This is a genomic window from Pseudonocardia adelaidensis, from assembly GCF_039543345.1.
GTDB classification, from domain to species: Bacteria; Actinomycetota; Actinomycetes; order Mycobacteriales; family Pseudonocardiaceae; genus Pseudonocardia; species Pseudonocardia adelaidensis.
This window is the reverse complement of the sequence record NZ_BAABJO010000004.1, coordinates 199,443-211,524: the sequence shown is the minus strand read 5'-3', so window position 1 is coordinate 211,524 and position 12,082 is coordinate 199,443. Positions and strand designations below refer to the sequence as shown.

The following is a 12,082-nucleotide window of genomic DNA, read 5'->3' as shown; positions in this document are numbered from 1 at the left end:
AGAGCACATGCCATACGCACTGGGTATCGACGTCGGCGGGACGTTCACCGACGCCGTCGCGTCGGACGGTGCCGGCCGGATCGTGTCGGCGAAGACGCCGACGACCCCGCCGCAGCGCGAGGTCGGCGTCATGCGTGCGATCGAGGAGGTCGCCGCTGCGCTGGGGATCGGCGTCGGCGAGCTGCTCGCACAGACCGACTACATCGCCCACGGCACCACGGCGTCGATCAACGCGCTGGTCCAGGGGACGGTTGCCGACGTCGGGCTGATCGCCACCAAGGGGCACCGCGACTCGATCTACATCATGAACGCCGAGGGGCGCACCCTCGGCCGCTCGGCCCACGAGATCCAGGACACGCTGCGGCAGCGCAAGCCGGCGCCGTTGATCCCGAAGTACCGTGCGCTGGAGGTCACCGAGCGGATCGACCACGCCGGCAAGGTCCTGGTCCCGCTCGACGAGGACGAGGTCCGCAGCGTCGCCCGGACCCTGCTGGAGCAGGGCGTCGAGGCGATCGCCGTCTGCCTGCTGTGGTCGTTCAAGAACGGTGACCACGAGCGGCGGGTCCGCGACCTGATCCACGAGATCGCCCCGGACACGTACGTGACGCTCTCCTGCGAGGTCAGCCCGCGCATCCGCGAGTTCTCCCGAACCTCGACCACGATCATGAACGCCCAGGTGGGGCCCCGGCTGCGCACGTACCTGACCCCGCTGCAGGAGCAGCTGGAGGCCGGCGGGCTCAAGGGCCCGCTGCTGGTCATGCAGAGCGAGGGCGGCACCATCACGGCCGACCGGGCGCCGGAGCACGCGATCACGACGGTCGGCTCCGTACTGTCCGGCGGCGTGATCGGCGGGATGCGGCTGGCCGAGCAGCTCGGGCACCGCAACGTCATCACCACCGACGTCGGCGGCACGACCTTCCTGGCCGGGCTGATCGTCGACGGGGAGCCGGTCATGGCGCCGGGTTCCGTCGTCAACCAGTTCCCGATCAACGCGGCGACGATCCGGGTGCACACCATCGGCTCCGGCGGCGGGGCGCTCGCGTCCGTGGACGACGGGGGGAACCTGCGCCTGGGCCCGCAGAGCGCCGAGGCCGTCCCCGGTCCCGCCTGTTACGGGAACGGCGGTACCCGCCCCACGAACACCGACGCGAACCTGGTGCTCGGCATCCTCGGTGAACGCGGCCTTCTCGGCGGCAGGAAGCCGCTGCGGAGGGACCTGGCGCGCGAGGCGATCCGCGTGCACGTCGCCGAACCGCTCGGCCTCACGGTCGAGGAAGCAGCGATCGCCATCCACGAGGTGCAGAACGCACAGGCGGCAGACCTCCTGCGACGGGCCGTCCTGCAGGCGGGTCACGACCCCCGCGACTTCGTCGCCTACGCGTTCGGCGGTGCCGGCCCCGCCCACTGCGCCGGCTACTGCCGGGACCTGGGGGTGGCCGAGGTCGTCGTGCCGCTCGGCCCCGTCGCCTCGGCGTTCTCGGCCTACGGGCTCGCCGCCTCCGACGTCGCGCTCAGCGCCGAGCTGTCGGATCCCTCGGCGTTCCCGGTGGACCACACCGTGCTCGAGTCCCACTTCGACCGGCTGGAGGCGGACCTGCAGCGGGCGCTCGACCGACAGAAGGTCAAGTTCCAGGACGTGACGCTGCAGCGTGAGATCGACCTGCGCTACTCGATGCAGGTCAACGAGCTCGCGGTGACGCTGCCGGACACGGGGTTCACCGAGCGCACCGGTGACGAGATCGTCGAGCGTTTCGAGGAGCAGTACGAGCGGATCAACGGCTCCGGATCGGGTTTTCGCGAGGCCGGCGTGCAGGCGATCACCTACCGGATGCGGGCCAGGGCCGGCCTCGGCTTCCCGGTCGTCCTGCCCGACGTCCCGGAGGCCGACGACACCGACCCGTCCGCGGCCCTGCTCGAGGAACGCCAGGTCTGCCTCGACTCGCAGATCGGCTTCGTGCCCACCCCCGTGTACGACTACGCCCGGCTGCGCGCGGGCCACGAGCTGGTCGGGCCGGCGATCGTGGACGTCCCGACCACGGTGGTCGTGGTGCCCGCCGGTGTGACCGGCCGCGTCGACCGCCTCGGCAACCTCGTGCTGAGTTTCCAGTGAGGACGGCTCCCATGGCATCCACGATCCCCGGCGCGGACGAGTTCACCAGCCGCCCCCTCCCGCGCGCGGAGCTGCTGGCGCAGATCTCGCCCGCGCTGCCGCTGCACACGATCGACGACGATCAGGCCGAGCGGGTCGACGCCCTGACCTACGAGGTCGTGCGGCACCGGCTGTGGGCGATCACCCAGGAGATGGGGGAGACGCTGCGGCGGATGTCGGGCTCGCACGTCGTCACGGAGTCCAACGACTTCAACTTCTCCATCTGCGACGAGCTCGGCGAGCAGGTCCAGGTCGGCACCTACAACATCGGCCTCATCGGCTCGATGGACCTGGCGATCACCTGGACACTGCGCCACCGCAGTGACAACCCGGGCATCGCCGAGGGCGACATGTTCCTGTGCAACGACCCGTGGATCGGCGGCGGGCTGCACCAGAACGACGCCGCGATCCTGGCCCCGATCTTCCACGATGGCCGGCTGTTCGGCTGGACCACGGCCATTGCCCACCAGGTCGACCTGGGCGGCCCGCGCCCGGGTTCCTTCAGCCCCTCCGCCCAGGACGTGTTCGGTGAGGCGCTCCCCACCCCACCGATCAAGGTCGTCCGGGACGGGGTGCTGCAGCGCGACGTCGCCGACGCCTGGGTGCGCCGCTCGCGGCTCCCGCACCTGGTGGGGCTGGACCTGCGGGCCAAGATCGCGGCGAACAGAGGTGCCGCGGAACAGATCCTCCGGCTCATCGCCAAGTACGGCGCCGACACCGTCAAGGCGGTGATGCACCGCATGATGGACGACGCCGAGCGCCGCCTGCGGGCCAAGCTCGAGACCCTGCCCGACGGCACCTGGACCGCGGTGGGCTACCAGGAGCAGTCGCAGACCGGGGACCGCGGCCTGCACGCGATCAAGGTGGCGATGACGAAGGAGCGGGACCGGCTCGTCTTCGACTTCCGGGGAACCGCCGCGCAGACCGGGATCATCAACTGCCCCTACCCGGGCCTGCGGGCCGGGATCGTCTTCACCGTGCTGCCGCTGCTGGCGGGCGACATCCCGTGGGCAGCGGGTGGCCTCATGCGCTGCTTCGAGATCGTCACCGACGAGGACACGATCACCAACGCCTCGTTCCCGGCCGCGGTCGGCAAGGGCCCGTTCGGACCGGCGTGGGGCGCCGGCAACCTCGTCGCGGAGGTGCTGGCCAAGATGCTGGACGCCGAACCCGCGCACCGCACCGACGTGCAGTCGATCTGCAACGGCACCACCGATCTGTGCGTGGTCTCCGGGGTGGACGTCCGCGGCGGCGGCAGCAAGGGCTTCGTCTCACCCGTCTTCGACGTCATGGCCGGCGGCTACGGGGCACAGGTGCACCACGACGGCGTCGACACCGGCGGCCGGCTGATCATCCCCTCGGCGCGGGCCCCCGACGTCGAGATGACGGAGTACCTCTACCCGCTCGTCGCCCTGTGGCGGCGGGAGCAGACCGACTCGGGTGGGCCCGGTCGGCAGCGGGGCGGGATGAGCGGCTCGGTCTGCTACGTGCAGCACCCCGACCAGGTCGGATCGATGTCGCTGGTGGTCTCCGGCACGGGCAAGGTCGCCAACCAGAACGTCGGACTGGCCGGGGGCCACCCAGGCAACTCCCAGCTCGACCTGGTCGTGCGCGGCATCGACGTGCCCCGCCTCGCCGGGGCGACGACCATCCCCGCCGACCTGGACGAGCTCGGCGGCGAGGTCGAGGTCCTGCCGTGCGAGGGGGAGTCGGACCTCGGTGCCGGCGACGCGCTGTACCTGCACTGGCAGGCGGGCGGCGGGTACGGCGACCCGCTGCTGCGCCCCGCGGAGGGCGTGCGCGAGGACGTGCTCCAGGTCCGCGTCTCGGCCGAGGCCGCGCGGGAGGTCTACGGCGTGGTCGTCCGCGACGGCGAGGTCGACGCGACCGCGACCGACGAGACCCGCGAGAGGCTCCGGCGCCGCCGCGCGGCGGAGTCGGGTCTGCCCGACGCGTGGCTCGCGCCGATCGGCGAGCCGGACACCGTCGGCGCGCGGCGCCTCGACGACAACCTCGCCGTCCTGGACACCCCCGCGGGCCGGACGGTCACCTGCACCCACTGCGGCAGGCGGCTCGGCCGGCTGGACGGGGGAGACTTCGTCGCGGCGCTCGCCCGCCGCGACGCCCCGCCCACCGAGGCCGGACCCCACATCTGGCGTGACCCGTCGGTCTACGTCGATGCCGAGGTGGTGTTCCGGCAGCTCTTCTGCCCGGGATGCCTCACGGCCGTCTACTCCCGGGTCATCCCGGTGGATCATCCGCTGCCCGACGACGACTACCGGAGCTGGACGTGATGCCGGCATTCCCGGGCGGACCCGGACGTTGCGCTCAGCTCGCCGGCCGTTCGCGGTCCGGCGGGCTCGGCACGACCTCGATCCGCACCCGGTCGCCCTGCCGGACGGTGACGACCCGCCCGAACCGGTCGACCCCGTCAGCCGGACGGTGGGTGGCGCGCCCTCCCCGGTGAAGTTGCGCCACCAGGTCGTCTTGTCCGGGAGCGAGACGGTGCGCCCGGATCGCCGCCCGGTGCACTGGACGACCGTCATCCGGCCGCCCGTCATGCGGTTCAGGCGCGGAGACGACGCGTCGGGCAGGACCGCGCGGTTGGCGATCCCCGCCACCTTCTGCAGGAAGGTCACATGCGCACCGCGCACTGGATGCCGTCCACCGTCTCCGGATCGGGCCGACGTGGGCTGAGGTCGTCGCGCGTCCGCGGCCCGGGCGCGCCGACGTCGAGCCCCACCTATCATGACCTGGTGGTGAGGGCATCGAACTCCGCGTCGACCGCTGCCGGTTCGAGCAGCCGCGACCTCATCCTCGACGCGGCCCGCGACCTCATCACGAGCAGGGGCTACGACGGCATGGCCGTCTCGGATCTGTGCGCGCAGTCCGGGCTGCCGCCCAGCTCGGTCTACTACCACTTCGGCAACAAGCTCGGCGTCCTGGCCGCGCTGCTGGAGCGCACCTTCGAGGAGTTCCACGCCTTGTTCCCGAACCCCGCCTCGTTCGGGGAGCGGGATCCGGTCGCCCGCCTCGAGGCGTGGTTCACGGCGGTGTGCAACGCCCTCGACCGCCGCCCGGACTACCTCCGCCTCCTGCTGGCCGTCAGCGTCGGCCCGCACAAGGACTCCGAGACGGTGCGCGTGACCGTGCGTCGCATCCGCGACCACGCGCACGCGTCCTGGGTCGAGGCCCTCACCCCGATCTTCGCGCCGGACGGTGACGCGGACGGCCAGGCCTTCATCGCCCAGCTGGCCGTTCTCGGGCGGGCCATGACCGACGGGCTGTCGGTGGCCAACAGCTTCGACGGGGCGACGTACAGCTCGCACGTCGCGCCGTTCGTCTCGTTGATCCGCGGACTGGCCGAACAGCACAGCCACGAAGTCTGAGCGATTCCTGACGGCGTGGACCGGAGCCGGGCGGGCTCACCGCAAGCCGAACGACGCCGGGCGCCGGTGCCGCCGGCACAGCCTGGGCAGCGGTGACCAAGGGCAGATGATCGCTGTCGGAGATCATTCAGCGACCATCTCGCCTTGATCGCCGAACGCCGGCACCGCGGGATTCGGCAACCGTTCGGAACCATCGGCGCGCATCGCTGTATAGTGAGCGTTACATACACGAGGAGGCGCCGGGGTGACGACGATGGTGGATGTCGGGGACGCCGAGCTCGCCTGCACCGAGTTCGGTGCCGGCAGTCCGGTCCTGTGGCTGCACGGCTCCGGGCCGGGCGCCACCGGCATGAGCAACTTCGGGGCGAACCTGCCGGCCTTCGGGGACTACCGGAACGTGGTGGTGGACCTCCCCGGCTGGGGGCGCTCGCCGCGGCCCGCGAGCGACGAGCCGCTGATCTTCCACGCGGCCGAACGCGTGTGCCGCGCGATGACGGCGCTGGGGATCGAGCGGGCCCACCTGGTGGGCAACTCCTACGGCGGCGGTGTCGCGATGCGGATCGCCGTGGCGCATCCGGAACGCGTGGATCGGCTCGTCCTCATGGCGCCCGGCGGAGTCCTCCCGGCGGACGCGCCGCCGTGGCCGGTCGGGCTCGAGCACCTCTTCGCGTACATGGCGGCCGAGAAGCCGTCGCGTGACGCGATGGCGCAGTTCGTCCGCCTGATGGTGTACGACGAGTCGCTGGCGACCGACGCACTCGTCGACGAACGGTACGAGTCGAGCCTGCTGGCCCATCCCGAGCTGCCGATACCCCCGAACTTCGGCGACCTCACGCCGGACCTGGCGCGCATCGCCGCACCCACGCTGCTGCTGTGGGGCCGCGAGGACCAGACCGTCCCGCTGACGTGGGCGCCGACGATCCTGCGCGGCATCCCCGACGCGGAGCTGTGGGTCCTGCCCCACTGCCGGCACTGGGTGCAGTACGAGCGCGCGCCCGAGTTCAACCACATCGTGCGCGAGTTCCTGCAGGGCGGAGCCGCGGCCGCCACGTCGGAGGGATGAGGCCGACATGGGCGTCCGCAAGCTGGGCTACGTCGGCCTCGACGTCACCGACGTCGACGCGTGGGTCGACCTGTTCGAGCACACGCTGGGGGTCGGGGCCACCCCCGCCAAGATCGGCACACAGGAGGTGGCCCTGCTCGAGCTCGACGAGTTCAAGTACCGCCTGGCGCTGCACCCCTCCGCGCAGGACCGGCCGCGGGAGATCGGGTGGATCGTCGACTCGGCACGGGAGCTCGACCGGCTCACGGAGCGGCTGACGGACGCCGGCTTCGCCGTCGGTGAGGGATCCGCGGACGAGACCGAGCTGCGCGGCGCCACCCGTCTGCGGTGGTTCACCGACCCCGTCGGCTACCGGGTCGAGCTGGCCGTCGGTGAGGCGAAGGTGCGCACCGGCGTGGCCCGTCCGGCCGACGCGCGTCCCGGGGTCACCGGCCTCGGCCACCTCGTACTGGCCGGCCCGAAGCTCGGCGAGCTCCGTGAGCTCTACGAGTCGGTGCTCGAGTTCAGGCTGACCGACTACCGCGCACCCGGCCTGTACTTCCTCCGCTGCAACGCCACCCACCACAGCATCGCGCTCGCGCGCGCGGACACGCCGTCCATCCACCACCTCGAGATCGAACACGGCTCGATCGACGACGTCGGACGCGCCCACGACCGGGCCCAGGCCAAAGGCGTGCCCATCTCGATCAGCCTCGGCCGGCACATGAACGACAAGGCGATCTCGTTCTACGTCAGGAACCCCAGCGGGTTCCACCTCGAGATCGGCTGTGGCGGCATCGAGGTCGGCGACGACTGGGTCCCCCACGACTTCGGCACGTCGGACCTCTGGGGGCACCGGCACGCCGATGCCAACCCCTTCGCATCGCCCGCATCGTGACCATCCGGCTCGGCGGCGGGGAATGGGTGCCGCTCGGTCACCCCGCCTTCCTGCACCACCGGTGCGAGATGTGGCAGCAGCCGGCCCCACGGCGGAGTAGCCGGGCGGGCGACGCCCGCATCAGCCGCCGGTAGCCGCTTCCCCGCCCCATCCACAGGAGTGACCATGCAGTCCCGTCCCGAAGCCGATGATCACGATGACGTGAGCGCCGCGCTGCTCGCGCAGCTGCGGTCCACGACCGCCTCGGGCCGCGTGCTGACCGGCGGCCCGGAGTACGAGAAGGCCGTGAGGCTGTTCAACGCGGCCGTCGACATCCGGCCGTCGGTGGTCGTGCGCTGCGTGACCACCGCCGATGTGCAGGCCGGTGTACGCGCGGCCCGCGAGCACGGCGTACCGGTGTCGGTACGCGGCGGGGGCCACGACTTCTGGGGGCGGGCGCTACGTCCCGGCGGACTGGTCCTCGATCTGACCGGCATGCGGGAGGTCCACATCGACGCCGACCGAGGCGTTGCGACCGTGGCGGGTGGCGCGCTCTCGTCCGACGTCGTGGTCGCCGCCGAGCGGGCCGGCCTGACGGCCGTCACCGGAACCGCGGGCGCCGTGGGCATGGTCGGGATCACGCTGGGCGGCGGGTACGGCCCGCTGACCGGACGGTTCGGGCTCGCGGCCGACAACCTGCTCGGTGCCGAGGTCGTGCTCGCCGACGGTTCCCGAGTGGACACCGACACCGAGCACGAGCCCGATCTGTTCTGGGCGCTGCGCGGCGGGGGCGGCAACTTCGGCGTCGTGACGTCGGCGCGGATCCGCCTGCACCCCGTGCCGACCGTCGTGGCCGGGACCATCCTCTACCCGATCTCGCAGGGCCATCGCATCCTCGCCGATCTCGACGAGATCCTCCGGAACAGCACCGACGAGTTGACGGTGGACGTGGGTCTCCTTCCCGGCCCGGCCGGAGCCCCCGCGGTGTACGTCGCGCCCACGTGGTCGGGGAGCCTGGACGAGGGAGCCGCCGAGAAGGGGCCGGTGCACCGGCTGACCCGGCTGGGCACCCCGCTGCTGGCCGACGTCGGACCCGCCGCACGTTCCGCCGGGCTCGCGGCGACGGACGCCATGTTCCCGGTCGGCCGCATGGGAGCGATTCGTACCCGCACCGTGGCCGGCATGTCCGAAAAGATCATCGAGATCGTGGAGCACAGTGCTCACGCGTTCACCTCGCCGTTCTCCGCGATCCTGCTGCACCAGTTCCACGGGGCCGCCACCCGTGTCCCGGTCGGCTCGACGGCCTTCGGCCGACGCGAGCCCCACCGGATGGTGGAAATCATCTCCCTGTGGGAGAAGGGCGGTGCCGGTACCGGTGACCCCGGCGGCTCCCGGCACCTGCGCTGGGCCGAGCAGTTGCACGCAGCGCTCGAGCAGTTCTCGCTGCCGGGCGGGTACGTGAACTTCCTCGGACCCGAGACCCCCGACCAGGTCGCCGCCGCCTACGGGCCGAACACCGGGCGGCTGCTCGCCGTGAAGTCGGCGGTGGACCCGGACTCGGTGTTCGCCGGGACACCGCTCCCCAGCGCCGCCACGGCGCCCGCTCCGACGGCCGGCTGAGCGTCCGCCGTGAACATCGAGAAGGCAATGCGATCAGGGGGGAGGCCTCGTGGCTGAGTCCTCCCGATCCGGCTCCGCCGCCGAATCCGCGCACGCCGCCGCCTCGGGCCACCGGGCGGCGTGCGGGACCGCCGATGCCGTGAGCGCGCCCCCGGCCGGCTCGAACGGAACAGGTCCCGACTCCGCCGCCTCGCGTGCGTCGACGGCGCCGCGATCGACACCGGGGACGGGGCCGCAGCCTGCGCCGAAGCCGTCGAGCGGCGTCGGATCGGCACCGGCGCCCGGCCGGGGCTGGGTGCTGCCGCTGTGCGTGCTGGTCGTGGGCACCTTCATGTCGGTGTTGGACACCAGCATCGTCAACGTCGCCGTGCCGACGATCCAGCTCGAGCTGTCCGCCGCGCCGGACGACGTCGAGTGGATCGTCACGGGCTACACGCTGGCGCTCGGCGTCGTCGTGCCGCTGACCGGGTGGCTGGGAGAACGGATCGGCAAGACCACGCTCTACATCCTGTCGATGGTCGGGTTCGCCGCCGCGTCCGCGCTGTGCGGTGCGGCGTGGAACCTGGACTCCTTGATCGTGTTCCGGATCCTGCAGGCGATCCCCGGTGGCATCCTCCCGGTGGTCACCATGACGATCCTGTACCAGATCGTGCCGCCGGCGAAGATCGGTTCTGCGTCCGGGATCTACGGGCTCGGGGTGGTCGTCGCGCCGGCGGTCGGCCCGGTGCTGGGCGGCTATCTCGTCGAGTACGTCGACTGGCGGCTGATCTTCTACATCAACGTTCCGATCGGCGTGGTCGGCACCATCGCGGCCATCGCGATCTTCCCGCGGATCCGGCCGACGACCTGGCCCCGGTTCGACCTGTGGGGTTTCCTCACGATCGCCTACGGGCTGTTCGCCCTGCTGCTGGCCTTCTCCGAAGGGCAGGACTGGGGGTGGACCGGCTACCGCGTCCTGGTCCTGTTCATCTCGGGCGTGCTGAGCCTGGCCGTGTTCGTGGTGATCGAGTTGGAGGTGGACGATCCGCTGATCGACCTGCGGGTGTTCGCCAGCTGGCCCTACACCCTCTCGATCGTGCTGTTGGTCGTCGCGATCACGGGCCTGTTCACGACGCTCTTCTTCATCCCGCAGTTCCTCCAGGTCGTACAGGGGTTGCAGGCGCTGGACGCCGGGCTGGTGCTGGTGCCGTCGGCTGTGGTGCTGGTGGTGATGGTGCCGCTGTCGGGACGGCTCTACGACCGGTTCGGACCGCGCTGGCCGGTGGTGGCCGGGCTGCTGGTGATGGCATACGGCTCCTACCTGCTGGCCCAGCTGAACACGAGCACCCCGAGGGCCGATATCGAGTTGTGGACCTCGATCCGCAACGTGGGCACCGGGCTGGCCTTGATCGCGATCATCACCTCGGGGGTGTCCGCGCTGCGGCCGGCGTTGACCGGCTCGGGGAGTGCCATGAACAACGTGATGCAACGGGTTGCCTCCAGCGTGGCCGTCGCGGTGTTCAGCGGGCTCAACATGTCGGCCTCCGCCCAGCTGCTGGTCGACCGGGGCGGTCTCTACGGCCTCGGCCCCGCCGCGCTGCCCGAGGTGAGGGAGGCGACCGAGCAGGGCGTGACGGGCCTGCTGCCGATCTACCAGCAGCTGAGGGCCGGCATCACCACGGAGACCTACGACAACGGCTTCTACATCGTGGCTCTGATGTGTGCCGGCGCGGCGGTCCTCGCCCTGTTCCTGCGGTCGGGCCGGACGTCGCCCATCACCGAGCGGGGGCACGTCGAGCTCTGAGCCGGCGGCGCGTGTAGACGGCGAGGCCGGCCAGTACCGGCCGTCGCTTCCCCAGCGCGTCGCTGAGCGGGCCGGCGACGAGCTGGCCGACCGCGAGCCCGATCAGACACGTGGTCACGGTGAGCTGGGCGAGCGTCGCGGGTGCGCCGAGGTCGGCGGCCAGCATCGGCAGGCCCGGGACGTGGGCGTCGGTGGACAGCGGCCCCAGCGCGACGAGCCCGGCGAGCAGGACCAGGACGACCGTCGCTCGTGGCGACGTGCTGGGGGTGTGCTCGTCGACGGGCGCGGAGCGGGTCATCGTCGTTCCCGTTCGGCGGATGCCGCGGTGGTGCCGGGCCCCGGGTCCGGTGGTTCATCGCCCGAGGGCCCGACGGACGACATCCGCGGTGGAGATCGGGGCGTGCCCGGTCAGCTCCTCCACGGTGCTCGTGGCGGTGGACAGGAAGCCCTCGCGGATCGCCGCGCCGAACGACACCACGACCTCGACGGCCCCGTCGGGCAGGCCGGATCCGCGCAACTGCGCCGCGAACCCGGCATCGTCCATGTCGACCAGTTCGACGTCCCGATCGCCGAGCGCGCCCGCGAGCGTCGCGAGGTCGGCGGACCGCACGGCGACCGGACCGGTGACGTCGTAGGCCCGCCCGGCGTGTCCGTCCTGGGTCAGCACGGCCGCGGCGACCGCGGCGCAGTCCTCCCGGCTCACGTAGGCGGCCGCGCCCGTGCCGGTGTTGGTCGGGAACCGTCCGGACGTGAGCGCCGCCTGCACGCCACCGACCTGCAGCTCGGCGTAGATGTTGTTGCGCAGGAACGTCCAGGTGGCCGAGGACTCCCGCAGCGCGGCCTCGGTGGCGGCGTGGTCGGGGACGACGAGCGCCGGGTTGCCGGGAACCGGCTGCGGGACCGAGGTGTAGACGATGTGCCGCACCCCGGCAGCGGTCGCGGCGGCGATGGCGGCCCGGTGCTGGTCGACCCGTGCTCCCACCGCGTCGGTGGAGATGAGCAGGAGCCGCTCCACCCCCGAGAAGGCCTCGGTGAGCGACGCCGGGTCGGCGAAGTCCGCACGACGCACGTCCGCCCCGGCACCGGCCAGATCGGCGAGGATCTCGGGCCGTCGCGTCGTCAGGACGACGCCGCGGGGGTCGACGGTCTCGAGCAGCAGCTCCGCCGTGGCCCGGCCCAGTGAACCCGACGCCCCGGTGATCGCGATGGTCATGTCCGTCCG

At 72.0% G+C, this 12,082-nt stretch carries 10 protein-coding genes; 7 read left to right on the top strand and 3 right to left on the bottom strand.

The features are described from left to right. Nucleotides 1-7 precede the first annotated feature (7 nt). Together ABEA81_RS06650 and ABEA81_RS06645 are read left to right on the top strand one after the other, a co-directional pair. Nucleotides 8-2,110 carry a hydantoinase/oxoprolinase family protein gene (locus tag ABEA81_RS06650; RefSeq protein WP_345603918.1) on the top strand — a complete coding sequence of 701 codons (2,103 nt, stop codon included), beginning with the start codon at nt 8-10 and terminating at the stop codon, nt 2,108-2,110. Between the two features lie 11 nt (nt 2,111-2,121). Beyond that, entirely contained in the window at nt 2,122-4,443 is a 2,322-nt protein-coding gene (locus tag ABEA81_RS06645; protein ID WP_345603917.1) for a hydantoinase B/oxoprolinase family protein, read from the top strand. A gap of 34 nt (nt 4,444-4,477) precedes the next feature. Here the strand turns inward: ABEA81_RS06645 and ABEA81_RS06640 are convergent, their stop codons facing one another. Then, nucleotides 4,478-4,627: a hypothetical protein gene (locus ABEA81_RS06640; RefSeq protein WP_345603916.1), complete on the bottom strand. Its 150-nt coding sequence runs from the start codon at nt 4,625-4,627 to the stop codon at nt 4,478-4,480. A gap of 278 nt (nt 4,628-4,905) precedes the next feature. On the opposite strand from ABEA81_RS06640, the gene ABEA81_RS06635 reads away from it, so the two are divergent. The 5 genes from ABEA81_RS06635 (at nt 4,906) to ABEA81_RS06615 (ending at nt 10,860) form a co-directional block, all read left to right on the top strand. Beyond that, nucleotides 4,906-5,538 carry a TetR/AcrR family transcriptional regulator gene (locus ABEA81_RS06635; protein WP_345603915.1) on the top strand — a complete coding sequence of 211 codons (633 nt, stop codon included), beginning with the start codon at nt 4,906-4,908 and terminating at the stop codon, nt 5,536-5,538. 253 nt (nt 5,539-5,791) lie between these two features. Then, on the top strand, nt 5,792-6,601 hold the full coding sequence (locus ABEA81_RS06630) for an alpha/beta fold hydrolase (protein WP_345604082.1): 810 nt from the start codon (nt 5,792-5,794) through the stop codon (nt 6,599-6,601). Nucleotides 6,602-6,608: 7 nt separating this feature from the next. Then, the gene (locus ABEA81_RS06625) at nt 6,609-7,478 is read left to right on the top strand and encodes a VOC family protein (RefSeq protein WP_345603914.1); all 870 of its coding nucleotides are present in this window, start codon (nt 6,609-6,611) and stop codon (nt 7,476-7,478) included. Nucleotides 7,479-7,643: 165 nt separating this feature from the next. Then, nucleotides 7,644-9,077, top strand: a complete 1,434-nt coding sequence (locus tag ABEA81_RS06620; RefSeq protein ID WP_345603913.1) for an FAD-binding oxidoreductase — start codon at nt 7,644-7,646, stop codon at nt 9,075-9,077. A gap of 49 nt (nt 9,078-9,126) precedes the next feature. Then, nucleotides 9,127-10,860, top strand: coding sequence for a DHA2 family efflux MFS transporter permease subunit (locus ABEA81_RS06615; RefSeq protein WP_345603912.1), 1,734 nt, complete (start codon nt 9,127-9,129; stop codon nt 10,858-10,860). Here ABEA81_RS06615 and ABEA81_RS06610 read toward each other — a convergent pair. Continuing rightward, complete coding sequence (locus tag ABEA81_RS06610; protein WP_345603911.1) at nt 10,832-11,158, bottom strand: MFS transporter; 327 nt, start codon at nt 11,156-11,158, stop codon at nt 10,832-10,834. The genes ABEA81_RS06615 and ABEA81_RS06610 overlap by 29 nt on opposite strands. Before the next feature lie 54 nt (nt 11,159-11,212). Then, nucleotides 11,213-12,073 carry an SDR family oxidoreductase gene (locus tag ABEA81_RS06605; RefSeq protein WP_345603910.1) on the bottom strand — a complete coding sequence of 287 codons (861 nt, stop codon included), beginning with the start codon at nt 12,071-12,073 and terminating at the stop codon, nt 11,213-11,215. Nucleotides 12,074-12,082: the final 9 nt, after the last annotated feature.